This is a genomic window from Desulfosarcina sp. BuS5, from assembly GCF_028752835.1.
GTDB lineage: Bacteria > Desulfobacterota > Desulfobacteria > Desulfobacterales > BuS5 > BuS5.
This window is the reverse complement of record NZ_CP087952.1, coordinates 2753295-2773832: the sequence shown is the minus strand read 5'-3', so window position 1 is coordinate 2773832 and position 20538 is coordinate 2753295. Positions and strand designations below refer to the sequence as shown.

The 20538-nt window shown below is 39.5% G+C and carries 20 protein-coding genes and 1 pseudogene; 13 read left to right on the top strand and 8 right to left on the bottom strand.

The genetic code is table 11. The annotated features are described in order from the left end of the window. Positions 1 to 344 precede the first annotated feature (344 nt). The 4 genes from BuS5_RS13625 to BuS5_RS13610 all read left to right on the top strand — a co-directional run bounded on the left by BuS5_RS13625 (position 345) and on the right by BuS5_RS13610 (position 5105). Complete coding sequence (locus BuS5_RS13625; RefSeq protein ID WP_274427742.1) at positions 345 to 833, top strand: hypothetical protein; 489 nt, start codon at positions 345 to 347, stop codon at positions 831 to 833. A 207-nt stretch (positions 834 to 1040) separates the two neighbouring features. Continuing rightward, positions 1041 to 3116 carry a putative transposase gene (locus tag BuS5_RS13620; protein ID WP_274427741.1) on the top strand — a complete coding sequence of 692 codons (2076 nt, stop codon included), beginning with the start codon at positions 1041 to 1043 and terminating at the stop codon, positions 3114 to 3116. A gap of 125 nt (positions 3117 to 3241) precedes the next feature. Then, positions 3242 to 3721, top strand: coding sequence for a hypothetical protein (locus tag BuS5_RS13615; RefSeq protein ID WP_274427740.1), 480 nt, complete (start codon positions 3242 to 3244; stop codon positions 3719 to 3721). Between the two features lie 301 nt (positions 3722 to 4022). Continuing rightward, a complete protein-coding gene (locus tag BuS5_RS13610) occupies positions 4023 to 5105 on the top strand; it encodes an SLC13 family permease (protein WP_027355138.1) in 1083 nt (360 codons plus the stop codon). A gap of 104 nt (positions 5106 to 5209) precedes the next feature. On the opposite strand, the pseudogene BuS5_RS13605 reads toward BuS5_RS13610, so the two are convergent. From BuS5_RS13605 to BuS5_RS13595, 3 genes and pseudogenes are all read right to left on the bottom strand, one after another. Beyond that, positions 5210 to 5473: pseudogene (locus tag BuS5_RS13605) on the bottom strand (group II intron maturase-specific domain-containing protein); the annotation flags it as partial. Between the two features lie 416 nt (positions 5474 to 5889). Continuing rightward, positions 5890 to 6210: a group II intron maturase-specific domain-containing protein gene (locus BuS5_RS13600; protein WP_274427739.1), complete on the bottom strand. Its 321-nt coding sequence runs from the start codon at positions 6208 to 6210 to the stop codon at positions 5890 to 5892. A gap of 453 nt (positions 6211 to 6663) precedes the next feature. Further along, positions 6664 to 7422 (bottom strand): reverse transcriptase domain-containing protein, encoded by a 759-nt coding sequence (locus BuS5_RS13595; protein ID WP_274427738.1) that lies wholly within the window; start codon positions 7420 to 7422, stop codon positions 6664 to 6666. A 618-nt stretch (positions 7423 to 8040) separates the two neighbouring features. Between BuS5_RS13595 and BuS5_RS13590 the strand changes: the two genes are divergently transcribed. Then, the gene (locus tag BuS5_RS13590; RefSeq protein WP_027354958.1) at positions 8041 to 8241 is read left to right on the top strand and encodes a hypothetical protein; all 201 of its coding nucleotides are present in this window, start codon (positions 8041 to 8043) and stop codon (positions 8239 to 8241) included. Then, positions 8238 to 8492 carry a hypothetical protein gene (locus BuS5_RS13585; RefSeq protein WP_027354959.1) on the top strand — a complete coding sequence of 85 codons (255 nt, stop codon included), beginning with the start codon at positions 8238 to 8240 and terminating at the stop codon, positions 8490 to 8492. The genes BuS5_RS13590 and BuS5_RS13585 overlap by 4 nt, the downstream gene beginning before the upstream one ends. Positions 8493 to 8514: 22 nt before the next feature. Here BuS5_RS13585 and BuS5_RS13580 read toward each other — a convergent pair whose 3' ends face one another. Together BuS5_RS13580 and BuS5_RS13575 are read right to left on the bottom strand one after the other, a co-directional pair. Next, positions 8515 to 9111, bottom strand: coding sequence for a tyrosine-type recombinase/integrase (locus BuS5_RS13580; RefSeq protein WP_274427737.1), 597 nt, complete (start codon positions 9109 to 9111; stop codon positions 8515 to 8517). A 9-nt stretch (positions 9112 to 9120) separates the two neighbouring features. Further along, positions 9121 to 9396: a hypothetical protein gene (locus tag BuS5_RS13575; RefSeq protein ID WP_274427736.1), complete on the bottom strand. Its 276-nt coding sequence runs from the start codon at positions 9394 to 9396 to the stop codon at positions 9121 to 9123. A 310-nt stretch (positions 9397 to 9706) separates the two neighbouring features. Here BuS5_RS13575 and BuS5_RS13570 point away from each other — a divergent pair, with 310 nt between their 5' ends. The 4 genes from BuS5_RS13570 to BuS5_RS13555 all read left to right on the top strand — a co-directional run bounded on the left by BuS5_RS13570 (position 9707) and on the right by BuS5_RS13555 (position 14600). Continuing rightward, on the top strand, positions 9707 to 10507 hold the full coding sequence (locus BuS5_RS13570) for a type IV toxin-antitoxin system AbiEi family antitoxin domain-containing protein (protein WP_274427735.1): 801 nt from the start codon (positions 9707 to 9709) through the stop codon (positions 10505 to 10507). After that, on the top strand, positions 10450 to 11478 hold the full coding sequence (locus BuS5_RS13565; RefSeq protein WP_084446268.1) for a nucleotidyl transferase AbiEii/AbiGii toxin family protein: 1029 nt from the start codon (positions 10450 to 10452) through the stop codon (positions 11476 to 11478). Before BuS5_RS13570 ends, BuS5_RS13565 begins: the two co-directional genes overlap by 58 nt. A 179-nt stretch (positions 11479 to 11657) precedes the next feature. Continuing rightward, the gene (locus BuS5_RS13560; RefSeq protein ID WP_027354964.1) at positions 11658 to 13196 is read left to right on the top strand and encodes a Fic family protein; all 1539 of its coding nucleotides are present in this window, start codon (positions 11658 to 11660) and stop codon (positions 13194 to 13196) included. A 741-nt stretch (positions 13197 to 13937) separates the two neighbouring features. Beyond that, the gene (locus BuS5_RS13555; protein WP_274427734.1) at positions 13938 to 14600 is read left to right on the top strand and encodes a hypothetical protein; all 663 of its coding nucleotides are present in this window, start codon (positions 13938 to 13940) and stop codon (positions 14598 to 14600) included. Between the two features lie 133 nt (positions 14601 to 14733). Here BuS5_RS13555 and BuS5_RS13550 read toward each other — a convergent pair whose 3' ends face one another. Beyond that, on the bottom strand, positions 14734 to 16104 hold the full coding sequence (locus BuS5_RS13550; protein ID WP_274427715.1) for a hypothetical protein: 1371 nt from the start codon (positions 16102 to 16104) through the stop codon (positions 14734 to 14736). Positions 16105 to 16509: 405 nt separating this feature from the next. Between BuS5_RS13550 and BuS5_RS13545 the strand changes: the two genes are divergently transcribed. The 3 genes from BuS5_RS13545 to BuS5_RS13535 all read left to right on the top strand — a co-directional run bounded on the left by BuS5_RS13545 (position 16510) and on the right by BuS5_RS13535 (position 18991). After that, the gene (locus BuS5_RS13545; RefSeq protein ID WP_274427706.1) at positions 16510 to 16815 is read left to right on the top strand and encodes a hypothetical protein; all 306 of its coding nucleotides are present in this window, start codon (positions 16510 to 16512) and stop codon (positions 16813 to 16815) included. A gap of 309 nt (positions 16816 to 17124) precedes the next feature. Beyond that, positions 17125 to 18132, top strand: a complete 1008-nt coding sequence (locus BuS5_RS13540; protein WP_274427733.1) for a putative transposase — start codon at positions 17125 to 17127, stop codon at positions 18130 to 18132. Between the two features lie 157 nt (positions 18133 to 18289). After that, positions 18290 to 18991 (top strand): hypothetical protein, encoded by a 702-nt coding sequence (locus tag BuS5_RS13535; protein WP_274427732.1) that lies wholly within the window; start codon positions 18290 to 18292, stop codon positions 18989 to 18991. A 171-nt stretch (positions 18992 to 19162) separates the two neighbouring features. Here the strand turns inward: BuS5_RS13535 and BuS5_RS13530 are convergent, their stop codons facing one another. Further along, complete coding sequence (locus BuS5_RS13530; RefSeq protein ID WP_027355181.1) at positions 19163 to 19489, bottom strand: zinc ribbon domain-containing protein; 327 nt, start codon at positions 19487 to 19489, stop codon at positions 19163 to 19165. A 33-nt stretch (positions 19490 to 19522) separates the two neighbouring features. Further along, positions 19523 to 19972, bottom strand: a complete 450-nt coding sequence (locus BuS5_RS13525; RefSeq protein ID WP_027355182.1) for a hypothetical protein — start codon at positions 19970 to 19972, stop codon at positions 19523 to 19525. Positions 19973 to 20538 lie beyond the last annotated feature (566 nt).

Below are 20538 nucleotides of genomic sequence, written 5' to 3'. Positions count from 1 at the left end.
AAGATCAATATTGATTTTTTTATGTATTTTATATAACCAGCATGCCTTGTCGGGCACAACAAAGAACTAAAACTCCGATATAAGGATCGAAAAAAAATGCATTTTTTTAAAAAAAATTCAACATATTGATTTTGCACCGCGTTTTTTAATTTGCCATACAATGCTGTTCTCAGGCGCTCAGGAGGGCGTGAGTGCACAATCATATACAAACCAGGGAAGGGGTATGCGTCAAATAATAAAAACGCCTCTATGTCAAATAAAAATCGTCCATAACTAGTTGAAATTATTGAGGATTTGATGACCTCCCATTTGACATGCCCTCCGATTTGTGCTTAATATTTTGCATGGCTTCGAGGGAACAATTACAAGACACACTCTGTAAACGACTTTTTTGGCACACCGCAGAGCGGAATGACGGCAAGGTTGCAGACTACCTTTTTCATCGCCACGAAATGGACGTGGTCTATGCCATGGATGAGGCTACCTTGTTTAATTCCTTCTTCAATTATCTGCAGGACATTGAAGTATTTCCTTTTCTGGAACACCTTGATCCAAAAAATCAACAAAGAAAAAATGTCCCTTTTGCGCAGATACTTTTTGTTTACTTAATGAAAGTCGTCGGATCCATCAAAAAAATGGATCAAATAACCGATTTATTGCTCACTGATGAACTCCTTATGAGCATGTGCGGCTTCAATGCATATCAGGTAAAAAATGGGAGCTGTAAGCGGGGCGAAAAACTTCGCAAGACTTATGTGCCTGCATTCAGAGGTGCTTTATGTGTCGATACGGTTGCCAAACACATTGTCCAGACCTCGGAACGTACAAAGTGAATAGAAATGCGTAAAGCCTTATTATTCAGGTAGTTAGACTATTCTCCAGTAATTTATTGGACAAGCATAATGTTGGACATTCATATGTTTAACCTATTTTATTTTAACTATTTCTTTTATTTAATGTAAATTTATTTTGTAAAAAATATTTTTTTGTGATACCTTATTAAAAATTCACATTGCGTACACCACATTAAGGTATCAATTATGCAAAAACAACTATTTCCAGATATACCAAAGAAAAAAAACGATAACACCAAAATGATTGGCGCAAATTTGTCGTTGGTTTTTAACAGAAGAAATAAGCACATGATTACCCTTAAAAACCGCGATATCATTGTTAAAAAGGTTGATATTTCTGACAAGCCGGCAAAAAAAATATTTGTTGTTGATGCCGTTGAATTGGGTGCGAATAAATCTTTATTGGCTGGTGCCCTTAATATTAGCAGACAAACGATACACAATTACATTGAGAGCAAAAAAAAATTTGGGACAGAAGGCTTATTGGGTGGATATAATCCCAAAATGGGCAAAAATCTTGAACAACATCGCAAGAGCACGCAGCACAAACGCATACAGGGCACCAAGGCTGTCATTCTCGCTAAAGAGAGAAAAGCTAAACGATTAGAAAATCAAAAAAAACAGCAGGAGCTTGATTTTGAATTCGGCGAACAACTTGTTTCAAAAGACGAACAACCATTTAAGAGCCTTCATGATTGGAAATTCACTCGTTTTGCAGGGATATTCCCTTATCTAATTGTTTTAATTAGTACAAATCAATGGCTTAAGCTGATAATGGGTTATTTTGGTTCTGCCTATAAAATATTTTTAGTTTTCTTGTTGATGGTCGCCAATAATATCAAATCCATAGAACAACTGAAAAATATTAACCAGAAAGAAGCGGGGCTTATTTTGGGCCTCAATAAATTGCCTCCAAAAAGAGATGTTTGGCAATGGTTCTATGCAGCTTGTAATTTACGATTTTCCACATCTCTTTGTAAATTATTTTTTAAGCAACAGCTTTTAGGCGGATTGGTCAGTACCTGTATATGGTTTGCAGATGGGCATCTGCTTCCATACACAGGCAGACGAAAAATTCATCTTGCCTTTAATACACAGCGCAAAATGATGATGCCGGGACAAACAAATATAGTTACATGCGATGAAAGTGGTCGTATTGTTGATTTTCAGATTCAAGAAGGAAAAGGCGATCTTAAAACTCATATTGTCGAACTGAAAAAAAAATGGGCCAAGGAACTTACAGAGCCTCCCATCATGGTCTTTGACAGAGAAGGGTATGGCGCTCCATTTTTTAACTCTCTTATTGAAGATAAAATTCCCTTTGTTACTTGGGAAAAACACGTTGATTCAAAAAAACTCAAGGAGTTAGATGATGATTGTTTTAACGAATCCTTTGAGATGAACAACAAAAAATACCGCATTTTCGAGGGTGAAAAGACCTTCACCCTGGAGGAAAATGGTAAAACTAAAACCTTTGAACTCAGGAAAATTTATCTTTGGAATCAGACCAGCAACCGTCGGACATGCTGTCTTGCATGGGATGACGGCAGACCTATAACTACTCTTCAATGCGCACAAGCTATATTGAACCGCTGGGGTGCCTCTGAAAATACATTTAAACACCTCCATGACAGGCATCCTTTTCATTATCACCCCGGCTTTAAAACATTAGATAGCGATAAACAGCTTATAGCAAATCCTGCTATCAAATCCATTGAGAAAGAAATTAAGACCGTACGTAAAAAGCTTGATAAAAAGCATAAAAAAAATTCAAGGACTAAGGAAGTTTTAAACAAAGATGGCTCAAGGCGCGAAAACAGCTTGAAAGCCTGTTTAGAATCAGGAATAAGCCAGTTAGAGGCAGAGCTCACAAAGCTCCTCAATGAGAAAAAACAACTGCCTGAAAAGGTGGATGTTTCTACTCTTGAGGATTATAATTCCTTTAAGAAGATTGATAATGAAGGAAAAAATCTTTTTGATTTTGTTACAGCTTCATTATGGAATGCGCGTAAGGATATGACTGACTGGTTATTGTGTCATTACCCGAATGAAAATGAATATGTGGACTTGTTTTATGCCATCACTCAGTCTCATGGATGGATCAAATCTGAAGCAGACAGAGTGGTTGTCCGATTGGAGCCTCTTCAACAACCAAGCCGCCGAAAAGCGCAGGAACAATTTTGTAAAAGATTGAATGCATTAAGCGCCTATATTCCGATTGGAAAAATATTACAGATTGAAGTTGGTTCGTCACCTATTTAAAAGGAAAGTGTCCAAAAAATTATGCTTAAAATGCTATTTTTTTCCGAGGTCTGTACAAAGAGTGCAAAGAATTTTTAAAAAATATCCCTCAAAGCTCTCAAGTACGTATCGGTTTTATTACCTGGATGGAAAAACAATTAATAGTCGCTGAATCATTGGGCATGGGCAATACTGGAATGCCTATTTGTTCTGATAATATTGAATCCCTGTTTGGACTTGGTAAAACACATGGTACAGGAGAAGTAAAAGATGCAAACCGAATTGCACTTCGTTTACCGGCTTTTTGCGGATCTGTGAATAGAGAATCCGTTCGGATGGCAATGGGCGTTACAGTAAAGGAACAACAGGAAGTTGAAAATAAGTTGTTGTCTTTAACTCGGCAGCGCCGAAAAATTTTACCAACCCCCGGAAGCCTTACAGATAGTTTGTCAACTGAGTTTGACTGTGGTTTAACTCTTCTACCGGTGCCAAAAAATGATGAAAAATCAAAAGATGTAACTGATATTACAGCAAATTTTGAACAATTAGGTGGGCCCGTAAATAAGTTTACAAAACAACCTTATGGGCCCAATAATGCCGAATATAATAACCGTGCCGCAGCTTAATAAGCATTTGTTTAACCACATTCAAATATAAATAATGGGTATTATCAACATGTTAATGCTTTGTTTATAAATGGAACAAATTGACATACATAACTTATATTCTGAAGGGGGGGCCAAATCCTGAGCAAGCTAATTATGGGGATTTAGACACCTCAGTCCAGCTCCTTGCCCCGGCGCTTGCGCCGGAACAAGGAGCTTGACCGGACACCGTAAACCGCACAATCAAGCTACGCTTGCTTGTGCGGCCCCCGGTGCCGGTCAGCACCGCGATTAGCCCTCATACTAGAAAATGGGAGTATTGTTGAAGAATCAAGCAACATTCATTGATTTTATTTTGAAAGAATGGCTGGTAATTGCATCTGGCGTTGGTTTGGCTCTGACGGCTTTTTATACAAAACGGTTTCCAGTCTACTCAATCAATGAAATGCAAGTGTTGTTCATCCTGTTTGCATTGTTTGTTGTAGTGAATGGCTTACAGAAAACTGGATTCATATTACAAATCGCTCAAAACATAGAAAAAGGAAAAGCCATACCATTAAAATTGGTGCTAACAACTTTTTTTCTGTCTATGTTGGTAACAAACGATATTGCTTTAATAGTCATTGTTCCGCTTACGTTATCACTTAACATCAATCGAAAAGATATTCTGGTAATTTTGGAAGCGTTAGCCGCCAATTCAGGTTCTGCATTTACACCCATTGGTAACCCTCAGAATCTTTTCATTTATTGGTTCTATGATGTCCCTCCTGATACATTTATAAAAATAATTGCTCCGTTTTCTTTAGTTTTTCTTGGGTTATTAATCGTTTCTTCTCTTTTTGTTAAGGTGCGAAACGATTTACAAAAAAGACAAGCACAGAAAATCAATAAAAAATCCTATATTTACGGGGTGTTGCTTGTTATTGTTCTTCTAACAGTCTTTCATGTTCTTCCTGTTTTGACTGGGGTTGTTGTCATCCTTTTTGCGCTCATATTTGACCGAAAAGCCCTGCGCGTTGATTACGCATTACTTTTCAGCTTCCTGTTCTTTTTGGCTATTGCTGACAATCTAAGGGCTATACTGGCTTCTGAAATAAGCCATTCAGAGCATATTTTTCTATTATCAGCTTTAGCAAGCCAAGTCATGAGCAATGTTCCAGCAACGTTATTGTTTGCAAAATTTACATTGAATTGGCAAGCATTATTATGGGGTGCAAATGCAGGTGGGTTTGGTAGCTTATTTGGTTCGTTGGCAAATCTTATAGCCTACAAAATATACGTTACACATGAAGATACAAATAATACAGCTATCTTTACTGCAAGATTCCTTATAATGGGCTATGTGGCATTGTTTGTATCAATAGGTTTATATTTTCTGTTGCATCGAGCAGATGCCGTGTTGTGACTTGTCAAAGGGCTATAGGGATAGGGACGCCCATTACTAAGCGCCCCTCCCACAGCACCGTACATACGGATCGCGTATACGGCGGTTCGGCTGATCAAGAAGGTTCAATTTCCAGGCAGGAATAATCCTTTATAGAAGAAATATTCTTTTGGCAGAGCAATAACCACCCACTTAACTCTGCTCATATGCCAGTGTTTCTTGCGGGCATTCCCGCAACTTACAGCCTGCCTATGAGCAATTCCAAGTTTTTCCAGGTTTCGCACTTTCGTTCTTGGGTTCTTCCACTGTTTCCAGACAATACACCGTAGTCGCCTGATTATCCAGCTATTCAAGGCTTTGAATATATACCTCGTTTCAGTAAGGCGGTAATAATTCCACCATTGTTAAGTTGCACATTATTCTGGCATTAATTTCCTAATTAAATTGACCAAACTTAGATTTTTTCATTTTATTTGAGATAAATTTTGTTACATTTTTTACTGTTTTTAAAACTTTTTAAAAGACACACCCCCCCCCTTCCAAGGGGTAGAGGGGAAAGAGTCATAGATTTTGGAATTTTCACACTAATTGATATATTTAGGTTCAATTAAGTTTACATAATAATGTACTTTGCGACAAAAACGAACGGCATGCCAAAATATATTAAGCTTTTTTTTTCTTTCTTTCATCAAAGAATTCGGGATTGAATTACTCAAAATGATGAGCCAAATAAAATGAAAAATTTTTAAACTGGTCAAATTAATTTGAAAATTTTCCCCTTTTTTTGTTCAATTTATCGTGAAACTTAACACCATCCTCTGAGGTACAAATTCAGTTTCTCTATTATCTGATTCAGGCTTTTCCCGCAGTTGCGGTCGGTCAGTTCACGGATTCTTTCTTTAAAACGTTCTATTGTCTTTGAATGAATCCTGATCTTTGTCTGATCATACATGCTGAGGAATGTGAACCCAAGAAATTTGCGCAGCCACGGACGGCTGACAGCACTTTTCTCTTCGTTTACCTTGAGTTTGAGTTTTAAGGTTATAAATCCCGTAATACTCTTTTTCACTCTTTCGGCAGATTTATTGCTTTTACAGTAAATCATAAAATCATTGATAAGATTCAAATACTGTAACGCTTTTTTTCGAGGTCCTTTTTAAGGTAGGATCTTTATCTTTTGTGAAATCAGTCGGTTAGAAAAATATTGCAAAAAGGAAGATTTGCAAAATATTGTAACGATCAAATAAAATTTCATTTTTAGCCATAGAGCGCTAAAATGAAAAACATAAGGCAGTTAATATTTATCCAATGAAATAAAATACTTAGGAGTAATTAATGCGGCTACAAAAAGAAAATGTCTCCAATTGGAGACAAAGTGCAAATCCTGTAAATTTAGCTTTTTCGAATTTTTTCGACAGATAACATGTTATTTTGATCGTTGCAAGTATAATTTCAAAAGCCGGGTAATGCGGCGGGATAAGCTGGGTACTTTTTTAAATTTCAGCTGGATAAGCGGCGGGATAAAATCCAGCCAAGGCGTTACATTATTTTGTCATTGATTCGGGGGTAAGGCGTTACACTATTTGAATCTTAGCAAATCATCGGCATATCTGACAAACTTATGTCCTCTTGCCTCCAATTCCTTATCCAATTCATCAAGTACTATGTTGGAAAGTAATGGTGATAGAGGCCCTCCTTTCGGAGTCCCTTCGTCAGAGTAGTTAATAACTCCGTTTATCATTGTTCCGGCTGTCAGGTATCTGCGTATTAATTTCAATACTCGTTTATCCTGAATTTTTGTTGCCAGTCGGCTCATCATACGGACATGATTAACTCTGTCGAAAAATTTTGACAAATTCATATCGATAACATGTTTATACCCATCCAGCAGGTAACTCTTTGCCTGTAGTACAGCATCACGTTGTGATCTTCCCGGTCTGAATCCATGGCTGAATTCTGAAAAGGTCGGATCCCATATCTGTTCTACGATCTGAGCTGTTGCCTGTTGAATAAGTCTGTCCAGAACCGTTGGAACGTCAAGCAAACGCACTCCTCCGTCCGGTTTATCGATTTTTTTCCTCCTAACCGGAAATGGATTGTATTTACTGTTTAGCAAATCTTCCCTGATTTTGGGCCAGTGCCGTTTCAGGTATCCGCCAAGTTGATTAACTGTCATGCCATCAACTCCAGGGGCACCTTTATTGGCACGGACTCGCTTTAATGCTCTAAACATATTTCTCCGTTCAATGATTCTTTCCATGAGCCGGAGACTACCTCCCAGACTTTCGGCAAACTGTGACGCTGCGAACATTTCCAACTGCTGTGGCGCTATGTTCATAAGTACACATCTCCTACTTATCGTTATCATTTACCCGTACCATTCGGTGCGGGCACCGTTCAGGCCTTCGCCGGGGTGAGTCCTTCGTGGTATCCACGGCTCGTTTCTCCTACGGCTACTATGCCCTCTGCTGACTTCTCCCATGCGGTCAGAGCAGGTTGCCCTGTTCTCAGCCAAAATTCCGTCGCACGCGACTTCTCAAAAGGCATATGGAAGACCTCCCGGGGTAAACACATGTCTTTCAATACGTGGGCGCCGAGTATACGGACAGAGCTTATAATGGATAGAGGACTTTGCCTTGTGTTGCAGGCTCGTCCCACTCATGCACGCCTGACTCGATTTCTGTTCGTCACCCCGTACTTTCGCGGTACCCTGCCTCAGCAGGGCTACTGCCTTCCGAAGCACCGTCACCGATACCCCGTTGTAATACCGCTACACCCTTCGCCTCCATCCGGCTGGGTCTAAGACTTGTCAAACGATTTACTGCATGATACGTTTGACTCACTTTTAAGAACATGTGCCGTGCCCGGCACACAACAAGGCTTTTGCAGCGGAGCGCAAAACGCGCGCGCCCGCTGAAAAGAAGCGATTATGGCAGAAAGAAAGTGAGGTGAAATTATGATGTTGGTTCAACAAATAAAAAAAGAAATAGCTGAATTACCTGAAGTGCAACTTAAAGAATTTCGATCATGGTTTGAAAAGTTTGATGCATCAGAATGGGACAGGCAATTTGAGAAAGATGTGGCTTCAGGGGAACTTGACGGCATTGCCAACAAAGCCGTGTCGGATTTCATGAAAGGGAATTTTAAAAAGCTATGAATCATTTCAGCTCCCCTTCTTTTTGGAAAGAATACGAAAAGCTCCCAAAACATATCAAAGAATTAGCAGATAAAAGTTTTGAGATTCTCAAAGAAAACTCGATGCATCCATCATTACATTTTAAAAAAGTTGGAAATTACAGATCAGTGCGAGTAGGGAAAAAGCATCGTGCCGTTGCCATCGAAATGGAAGAGGGGTTGTTATGGTTCTGGATTGGGACTCACGCTGGATATGATAAGTTGCTGAAATAAACTACAAAAACGGAATCGTCCTTCAAATCTCATTCATTAAAAACTCATTAACCTCATTACTCGTCAACCCCAAATATCGCATAGTAACAGCCGGACTGGTATGATTAAACCGTTTGGCCAGAACCTCAAACCCCACCCCGAACTCTGTCCTCTGGATATACCCGAATGTTTTCCGCAAGGTATGAGCCCCATAATTGCCGGAAAGATTAATTTCCCCTGTCCATTTTTTAACCAGGGCATTGACCGACTGAATCGTAAGCGGCTTTTTTGTCTTCCGGCTGGCAAAAAGATATTCCCCGTTATCTATCCCGGCACCCTCCAAAAATATCTGCAAGGCTTTGTAAGCAGTTTTGTTAATCATCAGGATATTATTCTTCCCTGTTTTGCTCTCCCGGATCGCAATCGACTGGCCCGGCCTTAAATTTTTAACATCCCTAACCTTCAGTTTGAGAAGATCCCCTGCCCTGAGCCCGTTATTAATTCCCAAAACAAAAAGAAGATAATTCCTCGGATTATCCATTATCAATTTTTTAATAGATTTGATATGCCCAAGGTTCCTGATCGGCTCAACTGTAATCCGGCTTCCTTTTGCCGGATGGTTGGGATTTTTTATGCTCAACGCTCTTCCTTACTTTTTTGCAAAATTATATTTGAGTTTCGATTTCCGGTTTGGATTGGTTTTCTCCTTTACTTTCCTGATATAAAATTTTTCAGCCTGCACAAAATCGTCAAACTTCCAAATCCGTTTATCCAGGGTATATTTTTTTGTCCCGCTCTCTTTTCTTACCAGATATTTTCCCATCAGCGATTCCAGCCAAACTTTATAATATGCCTGCCTGGCCGTGTCGGCCACAAGATGATCAAATTTAATGGTGCTTGGTTCAAAAAGATTTAACTGAATCATAATCTTAACTATATAGCATAAAAATGATATAAAGTTAAGATATTTTTTTAACAAATTTTTCCGTAAATGAAAAAATAGAGGTTAAATTATCGAAATCATTAAAGATGCAGGTTTCCCCCAATCTTAACTTTTACTCAAAAGTTAAGATTGGAGAAAATTTGACACAAGTGCGGGGTGGTACTAAAAAAATATCCCTATCTCTTGCTCATCTGTCAAAAATTCTGCGAACAATTATTTGACAAACATGCGGGATAATCGTAAATTATTTACAATCAAATCGACATGAAGTCAAATAGACTGGGTTATGAAATTGAGAGAATTTCTATCACAACACGATGTGTTTACGGTAGGGGAGTTGGATCTTTTTCTCTCTGAGAAGGGTTCCGGCAAGCCGAGTACCCGTAAAGCGATTCTGACATACTATCGAAAACAAGGCCGAATAATACCTGTTCGACGCGGATTGTATGCGGTTGTTCCTTTTGGCTCTTTACCTGATTCAAGCCCGGTTGATCCTTATCTTTTGACCGCAAAAATAACCAAAAATGCTGTTCTTGCTTACCATACCGCTCTGGAATTCCACGGAAAAGCATACTCGGTTTACACAAGACTGCACTATTTGACCACCCGGAGGGCTCTCCCTGTCAGGTTTCGGTCTTATGAAATCAGGGGGGTGCCCGTGCCGCGATCGCTTCGTGCTAAAGGCAAGGAGATGTTTAGTGTCGTCCGGCACAAACGTTCCGGAGTAAAACTGCGTGTAACCAGCCTTGAAAGAACCCTTGTAGATGTGCTGGATCGGCCGGAATTGACCGGAAGTTGGGAAGAGATATGGAGGTCTCTTGAATCTGTGGAGTTTTTCGACATAGACCAGGTTTTCGAGTATGTCTTGCTTTTGGAAAACGCGACTACCGCCGCAAAAGTCGGATTTTTCCTGGAACAGCATAAGGAAACCCTGATGATTGATGATGTCCACCTGAAACCTTTGCGTAAGTTCTGTCCCCAGCGGCCTCATTATCTGATAAGCAAAAAGCGCCGAGGTGGCCGATTGGTTAAGAAATGGAACTTGATAGTTCCGGACGAAATACTGAATCAATCCTGGGGAGAAGTATTGTGATATTTTCAGCATCAGAGATTTTACCGGTTGCGGAATCAACTGGTTTCAGGGCCGATGTAATCGAAAAAGTATTCCATCTGCTAAACCTGTTGAACTTGTTGAATTCGCATCCTTTTCTCAAAGGGAAATTAGCTTTGAAAGGTGGTTCTGCATTGAACCTGTTTGTGTTCAATATTCCACGGCTGTCGGTTGATATTGATCTTAACTATATTGGCGTGGTCGAACGTGAGGAGATGCTGGCGGATCGTCCCAAAGTAGAGCAGGCGGTTGGCGCGGTGTTTTACAGAGAAGGATTTACTGTCAAAAGAATACCGATTGAACACGCCGGGGGAAAATGGAGGCTGAAGTATCAAAGCTTTACAGGACAGTCAGGCAACCTTGAAGTTGATCTGAACTTCATGTTCAGGCAGCCACTCTGGGAAGTGCAATCTGTCGATTTTCGTGCCATTGGCGACTTTCGGGCCAGAAATATTCCCGTTCTTGACATTCATGAACTTGCTGCCGGAAAGCTGGCCGCTCTGTTCGCCCGGCACCAGGCACGGGATCTATTTGATACTCATCAATTGCTCTGTAACGTTAAACTGGATCAGAAGCGTCTGCGTACCGCGTTTGTCGTCTATGGGGCGTTGAATCGAAAGGATTGGCGGACAATTTCTCTAAAAGACGTTGCTTTTGATCCAGAGGAGTTAAAGCGAATGCTGATTCCCGTTCTCCGTGAAAATTTTGTCTCCGGCGGCGAAAATATTTCAATGTTTGTTCAGCGCCTGGTGAGTGAATGCCGGGAGCAGCTTGCAGTAGTCTATCCTTTGTCTGCGCAGGAAATGGAGTTTCTCGACCGCATCCTTACCAAGGGGAAAATAGAGCCGTCATTCTTAACAACAGATGCAGACGTGCAGGATCGTATTACGCGGAACCCGATGTTGCTCTGGAAGGTTGTGAACGTCCGTAGATACTTCGGTATTGGAGAATGACCAAACAATGACCATTGGGTAAGTCAGGATATCTTTAGCTCAGGGGTTGTTGACAGCGTTTTTAGTTTTTCTATGTAATTAATATTCATGAACTTATTACTTTATAATTGATTTTCATGGACAATAATCGTTTTTCATGCCACTATGGGTAAAAAAAATTTAAAAAGTAATTCACAAAAATGGTAATTTATAATCAAAATTCACGGCGCGCAACTGTTTTTCATGGTTTTTCAGCTTTGAAGGAGGGGTACAGTTTAGCCGGATATTCTGCATTAATTTCAGCACATGGTTTGAAAGTGCCTGTTCCCGATTTTCTATGTGCCATAGGCACGAAACATAAAAAATATGATCATGAGCGCTGGCATATTTTTACACCGCGCCATAAACCGCAAGACACACTTTATGGGCATTTGATCTTTGCGCTTAAATATGAGGGCGTTGATCTGGCTGTTCTCAATGCATTGTTTCAAAAAATTGAAGCCAGAGAAATTCAGGTAATTATTCGTACAGAACCAACGGGCAGCTATAGCCGAAGACTGTGGTTTTTGTGGGAATGGTTGCGTGATGAGCAACTATATATTGAAGACGCAACAACAGGAAACTTTGTCCCTCTTATTGATAGCAAATTACAATATGAAGGAAAGTCGTATTCATCCAAGCGACATCGGGTTCGTAATAACTTGCCGGGGACGCGTAATTTTTGCCCTTTGATCCGAAAGACGAAAAAACTTGAAAAGTGTATTGGCGAGAAGCTATCAGAAACAGCCATAAAAAATATCGGCCAGACTCACCCCGATCTTTTAAGCCGGGCTGCTGCTTTTCTTTTGCTGAAAGATTCAAAAGCTTCTTATACAATCGAAGGCGAAACCCCTCCACACAACCGAATAGAGCGATGGGGACGGGCGATAAGTGAAGCTGGGCAGCGGAAACTCAGCATTTCAGAGCTGGAGTATTTACAGCAAATTGTTATTGAAGATAATCGCTTTATAAAAGCAGGGTTACGAAAGGAAAGTGGTTTTGTTGGTGAGCATGATCGCAGCACGGGTATGCCCATGCCCGATCATATTTCCGCTCGCGCTGAAGATTTAAGCACCTTGTTATCAGGTCTTATCGATACATATGAGCTTCTTTGTAAGGATGATTTTGATGCTGTTTTATTAGCCACTATACTTGCCTTTGGTTTTGTTTTTATTCATCCCTTTGAAGATGGAAATGGCAGGATTCACCGCTATTTGTTTCACCATGTCTTGGCTGAAAAAGGTTTTGTCCAGAAAGGATTAATATTTCCGGTATCCGCTGTTATTTTGGATCGGATAGAAGAATATAGAAAGACATTGGAGCATTTTTCAAAGCCAAGGCTTGATTTTATCGAATGGCGACCAACAGAAAAAAACAATGTTGATGTTCTAAACGAGACTATCAATCTATATCGTTATTTTGATGCAACGAAACAGGCCGAGTTTTTCTTTGAATGCGTTGAAGAAACTGTAAATAAAACGCTTCCTGAGGAAGTTGCATATCTTAAAAAATATGATATTCTTAATGAATTCATCAAAAACTATATTGATATGCCCGATAAACTTGTTGATTTGCTCATACGCTTCCTTACTCAAAACGATGGAAAGCTATCAAAACGTGCAAGTGAAAAAGAATTCGAAAAACTAACCGATAGTGAAATTCAAGCGATTGAAGAAAAATACGCAGAGATTTTCGGTTAGAAATTATCAAAGCAATTCTGATTTTTTTGCCCACATTTTTGTCTGACTATGCCACATCAAATAAATCTAAAAGCTATTTCAGCTTTTCTATTCTTCCAACAGACACAATTTCCTTTACCTCGTTGATTTGGTGCTACAATAAAATATATATTTTATGACACCATAATGACATGTCGTTGATTTTGTGCCAAATCTAATCCGCTAAAAAAAAACATAAAACATCCAGAATAAAACTTCATATCCCACAAACCAAAAACTTTTCGATTTTACGGCCTGAAGGCAGACCATAAAATTTGACGGCCATTCTATTATATACAGACCTCGGAACGTACAAAGTGAATAGAAATGCGTAAAGCCTTATTATTCAGGTAGTTAGACTATTCTCCAGTAATTTATTGGACAAGCATAATGTTGGACATTCATATGTTTAACCTATTTTATTTTAACTATTTCTTTTATTTAATGTAAATTTATTTTGTAAAAAATATTTTTTTGTGATACCTTATTAAAAATTCACATTGCGTACACCACATTAAGGTATCAATTATGCAAAAACAACTATTTCCAGATATACCAAAGAAAAAAAACGATAACACCAAAATGATTGGCGCAAATTTGTCGTTGGTTTTTAACAGAAGAAATAAGCACATGATTACCCTTAAAAACCGCGATATCATTGTTAAAAAGGTTGATATTTCTGACAAGCCGGCAAAAAAAATATTTGTTGTTGATGCCGTTGAATTGGGTGCGAATAAATCTTTATTGGCTGGTGCCCTTAATATTAGCAGACAAACGATACACAATTACATTGAGAGCAAAAAAAAATTTGGGACAGAAGGCTTATTGGGTGGATATAATCCCAAAATGGGCAAAAATCTTGAACAACATCGCAAGAGCACGCAGCACAAACGCATACAGGGCACCAAGGCTGTCATTCTCGCTAAAGAGAGAAAAGCTAAACGATTAGAAAATCAAAAAAAACAGCAGGAGCTTGATTTTGAATTCGGCGAACAACTTGTTTCAAAAGACGAACAACCATTTAAGAGCCTTCATGATTGGAAATTCACTCGTTTTGCAGGGATATTCCCTTATCTAATTGTTTTAATTAGTACAAATCAATGGCTTAAGCTGATAATGGGTTATTTTGGTTCTGCCTATAAAATATTTTTAGTTTTCTTGTTGATGGTCGCCAATAATATCAAATCCATAGAACAACTGAAAAATATTAACCAGAAAGAAGCGGGGCTTATTTTGGGCCTCAATAAATTGCCCCCAAAAAGAGATGTTTGGCAATGGTTCTATGCAGCTTGTAATTTACGATTTTCCACATCTCTTTGTAAATTATTTTTTAAGCAACAGCTTTTAGGCGGATTGGTCAGTACTGGGGTGTCTAAATCCCCATAATTAGCTTGCTCAGGATTTGGCCCCCCCTTCAGAATATAAGTTATGTATGTCAATTTGCTCCATTTATAAACAAAGCATTAACATGTTGATAATACCCATTATTTATATTTGAATGTGGTTAAACAAATGCTTATTAAGCTGCGGCACGGTTATTATATTCGGCATTATTGGGCGCATAAGGTTGTTTTGTAAACTTATTTACGGGCCCACCTAATTGTTCAAAATTTGCTGTAATATCAGTTACATCTTTTGATTTTTCATCATTTTTTGGCACCGGTAGAAGAGTTAAACCACAGTCAAACTCAGTTGACAAACTATCTGTAAGGCTTCCGGGGGTTGGTAAAATTTTTCGGCGCTGCCGAGTTAAAGACAACAACTTATTTTCAACTTCCTGTTGTTCCTTTACTGTAACGCCCATTGCCATCCGAACGGATTCTCTATTCACAGATCCGCAAAAAGCCGGTAAACGAAGTGCAATTCGGTTTGCATCTTTTACTTCTCCTGTACCATGTGTTTTACCAAGTCCAAACAGGGATTCAATATTATCAGAACAAATAGGCATTCCAGTATTGCCCATGCCCAATGATTCAGCGACTATTAATTGTTTTTCCATCCAGGTAATAAAACCGATACGTACTTGAGAGCTTTGAGGGATATTTTTTAAAAGTTCTTTGCACTCTTTGTAGGTTTTCATATTCAAGCCTTGAGCTTTAAGAATTTCCTGGCTTTTTAAAAGAGGAGATGCATCACGAAGAAATCGCTTGATAAACTGTTTATATTCAGGAAGTTTACCAAGATAATTCCTAAGTTTTGAAACTACAGAGTCCTTTGAAACTCGCCCCCGTGGTGAGTGCTTAAGAACCATTTCAGCCCATTTCACCATTCGATGAATATTCATGAATCGAGCTTTTGTCGAAACCTTTGGGGGTGCAAAAAATGCAAGTACTGTTTGCTTAAATTTTTTTGAGGCTTGTCCGCAAGCAGAGATAAAACAGTCATACGAAGGATGTTTTGTATATTCTTTTTTTAATAGATTGGCAACAACATGAGAAATATCATCAATGGAGAAACTTGAAAATCCTCTTTCATTTAGGAGTCTGACACCTTTCATGAGGTCCATTCCTCCGTCTTTCAAATATGCAGCAGGTTTTCCGGTGATGAGAATCACCTTTTGTAAAAAATTTGCAATGGATTCTCCAGTCCATGATTTCGCCACTGAAATTGCTACACAATTGATGTTTTCAAGAGTTGGAGCACCTTCATGATTTTTAAAATGATCAGTTCTAAGCTCCAAAATAGCAAGAATTTTATCAGCTCCCAATGCTATTGAGGTATCTATCATCCAAATAGCACCATTTACAATCTTATCCATATCAAAAGAAACAGAAGAAAGCCCTTTATAGTTCCAGATTTTTGATAGTGAATATCTGGTGACCCAGTTAATGATCGTTTGAGGGCACGGTGTTTTGGTTATCCCAAGGTATGCTTGTAAAATGCCAAACATCCTTGATATTGCTCTGAATCCAACGTGTCCGACCAAAAATAGGCGTAAAGAAATAAAAATCAATTCCTCCTTACTATTAACCGACAATGTGTTCTTTTTACGTTCTTGTTCTAATTCTTGTCTATTTTTCCGGAGTTCAGACTTGTATTTATTTCGTTCATTTTTAGTACGTTTCAGCTCAGCTTTCTGATACTTAATTATACGAGTACGATCAACTGCTTTGTCTTTCCAGGCAGTTCTACTTTTTTTAATTTTGAAACTTTACTCATAGCAATAACCATCTTTTTGGTTAAAATATTTGAATATATAGGGAATAATAATTTTTTTCAATCAGCAATTTTGAATTATTGACGGCATTTTGTTATGGTCTACGCAAATTTTACTGAAAATATTGAAGGTGCCTGAATGACATATGATAGATTGCAAGCAAAAATAATCCCTGGCAAACATTGTAGCTTTTGTGGAAACGATTCTGTTCCTTTAATAAAAACAAAATGTTGTGACCAATGGATTTGCTGTGACACTTCTTTTGCATCTATAAAAGGTGGAGATTATTGCCAATATCATCACGAGCACGAGAGTCTCTGTCATTTTCAGTACAATAACAGCCATTCAGGGATATGGCAGGAGTGCAAAGAATGCCGGGATTTGGTTGGGGAAGATAATTTTAATGCTGCATTTCATGACCCCAACAATGTGCCAAGATATTAATCGCACTCACGATAGGGCCAAAAGTTAAGCAAAAAAAGTAGCCACAAAACTGAGTTTTTGGACACCCCAGGTCAGTACCTGTATATGGTTTGCAGATGGGCATCTGCTTCCATACACAGGCAGACGAAAAATTCATCTTGCCTTTAATACACAGCGCAAAATGATGATGCCGGGACAAACAAATATAGTTACATGCGATGAAAGTGGTCGTATTGTTGATTTTCAGATTCAAGAAGGAAAAGGCGATCTTAAAACTCATATTGTCGAACTGAAAAAAAATGGGCCAAGGAACTTACAGAGCCTCCCATCATGGTCTTTGACAGAGAAGGGTATGGCGCTCCATTTTTTAACTCTCTTATTGAAGATAAAATTCCCTTTGTTACTTGGGAAAAACACGTTGATTCAAAAAAACTCAAGGAGTTAGATGATGATTGTTTTAACGAATCCTTTGAGATGAACAACAAAAAATACCGCATTTTCGAGGGTGAAAAGACCTTCACCCTGGAGGAAAATGGTAAAACTAAAACCTTTGAACTCAGGAAAATTTATCTTTGGAATCAGACCAGCAACCGTCGGACATGCTGTCTTGCATGGGATGACGGCAGACCTATAACTACTCTTCAATGCGCACAAGCTATATTGAACCGCTGGGGTGCCTCTGAAAATACATTTAAACACCTCCATGACAGGCATCCTTTTCATTATCACCCCGGCTTTAAAACATTAGATAGCGATAAACAGCTTATAGCAAATCCTGCTATCAAATCCATTGAGAAAGAAATTAAGACCGTACGTAAAAAGCTTGATAAAAAGCATAAAAAAAATTCAAGGACTAAGGAAGTTTTAAACAAAGATGGCTCAAGGCGCGAAAACAGCTTGAAAGCCTGTTTAGAATCAGGAATAAGCCAGTTAGAGGCAGAGCTCACAAAGCTCCTCAATGAGAAAAAACAACTGCCTGAAAAGGTGGATGTTTCTACTCTTGAGGATTATAATTCCTTTAAGAAGATTGATAATGAAGGAAAAAATCTTTTTGATTTTGTTACAGCTTCATTATGGAATGCGCGTAAGGATATGACTGACTGGTTATTGTGTCATTACCCGAATGAAAATGAATATGTGGACTTGTTTTATGCCATCACTCAGTCTCATGGATGGATCAAATCTGAAGCAGACAGAGTGGTTGTCCGATTGGAGCCTCTTCAACAACCAAGCCGCCGAAAAGCGCAGGAACAATTTTGTAAAAGATTGAATGCATTAAGCGCCTATATTCCGATTGGAAAAATATTACAGATTGAAGTTGGTTCGTCACCTATTTAAAAGGAAAGTGTCCAAAAAATTATGCTTAAAATGCTATTTTTTTCCGAGGTCTGTACTTGAGAATTTTAAAAAATATTATCCTAAAATTACTGTTAAATGTGTATTGGCTGACGCTTTATACGGTTCAAAAGAATTTATGAATGGAGCCTCTAATATTTTGGGAGGAGTGCAAATTATCAGCCAATTAAAGTCAAATCAAAATATACGATACAAAGGTAAAAAAAAGACAATTACGGATTATTTCAACATGATTAACAAAGGTGTAAATTGCACCATTCGTGTGCGAGGCGGTGAAAAAGTCAATGCAACAGTGAGCAGTGCCCGCCTTAAGGTTGATGCACACGATGGCAATGTGCTTTTTGTGATAGCTCTTAAATATGAAGGGGAAGATGAATACCGTTACTTAGCTGCCACTGATGTGAGTTGGCGCACAGTTGACATTATTCAAGCATATTCTTTGAGATGGCTTGTAGAGGTTTTTTTTGAAGACTGGAAGCTTTATGAAGGATGGGGACAAGAGGCCAAACAATATGACGAAGAAGGATCAAGCCGAGGCCTGATCTTGAGTCTGTTGCTAGACCATTGCCTCCTCCTTCACCCTGAGCAGGAGGCCTGCATAGAGAACAAAACTCCCGTGTTTACCGTGGGAAGTCTGCAAAGAAAAACTCAAATGGATGTTTTGATGGAATGTGTCAAATCTTTGCTGCAACAACAAGATCCCGGTGAAAAACTTAAAGAAATGGGCCAAGTTATCAAAAAAGTTTTCCGACTTATGCCATCGGGAAAACATATGAGCGGAAGAACTATAGGTAGATTGGGGCCAACACCTTCTCTATCACGTAAATATTGTCCTTGCTAAGTGCTTTTGGCAAGTTCATCATCAAAAACTTGAACATCGAGATTATAGAATACGATTCGATCTTAAAACCGCTCAATTTAGGTTATAATAAATTTCAATACACGTACACTTACATAAAGCCGCGACGTAAGCCCGTCGGTGTTTACTGATTTGTTCTGCCTGTCGATCATTTCATAGTCCTTCAATTAGCTTGTAATACTCCTTGATAGTACGAATTGATTCCATCGTGGCTTGGATCAATATCCAACTGAGAACAAGGATTCCTATTGTGAGTCCGATCTTCCATGCCCACGTCATTTTTGGATGCCACCAAATCAGGGGCAACGCCAGAGGCCCCACACAACATAATGCGATAATAATAAAGGATTTTCTGAAATACCACTGAACCTTTTCCTCTGCAAAGCGTGGTTGGTTGTAGGCATCCAAAAACTCACCGCAGTGTTTACACTTAATAGCGTCGGCTTGGATTTCTTCAGCGCAGAAGGGACACTTTTTCATTGTCATCTCTCTTTCTTGGTAGAACGACCGGCATCAGCGGCGCGAGGCACGAGCGTCCGCCTGCATGCCGTTGTTCGCAGTTGCTTTGTTTTCCGATATGAATTGTCTGATTCCAACAATAAGGGACATTAGCGAAATTCCAAGCATGAAGGCCTCCCAAACAGCGGTATGCAACATAGCAGACTTGACTTTATGCCAATTGTTGAACCGGACCTTTATATCTTCCGGCACCAGCTCGTAACGTTTGCCCTGTTCGTCGGTTGCTGACAACGAACCTCTGTCGAGATGTTCTTGTAACAAATCTCCATTCACGAACAGCTCGAAATTGTGTCGGGTCGTAGAAAGCGGCAATGCCATTGACTTGGGTGTCCACCACATATCCTTGTTGCCCCATGCTATCCGTCCATATTGAATGCCAAAGTTAGCACCAACAACTAAAACTCCGATAATGCCGGCAATAAGGAATCCGTTTATCTTGCGCATTATGTCCTCCTTTTCCTGCGAACGACTGAACTCACCTGCCGCCAACACAGCGGAGCACTGAACCTTGAAAAATCACCTGCTTTAATGCGGTGCAGAGCCTTTCAAAAACCGCCGAGCTGTTGGCGGTCAGGTGAAGTGTTTGGTTGTGTGCCGGGCACGGCACATGTTCTTAAAAGTGAGTCAAACGTATCATGCAGTAAATCGTTTGACAAGTCTTAGACCCAGCCGGATGGAGGCGAAGGGTATAGCGGTATTACAACGGGGTATCGGTGACGGTGCTTCGGAAGGCAGTAGCCCTGCTGAGGCAGGGTACCGCGAAAGTACGGGGTGACGAACAGAAATCGAGTCAGGCGTGCATGAGTGGGACGAGCCTGCAACACAAGGCAAAGTCCTCTATCCATTATAAGCTCTGTCCGTATACTCGGCGCCCACGTATTGAAAGACATGTGTTTACCCCGGGAGGTCTTCCATATGCCTTTTGAGAAGTCGCGTGCGACGGAATTTTGGCTGAGAACAGGGCAACCTGCTCTGACCGCATGGGAGAAGTCAGCAGAGGGCATAGTAGC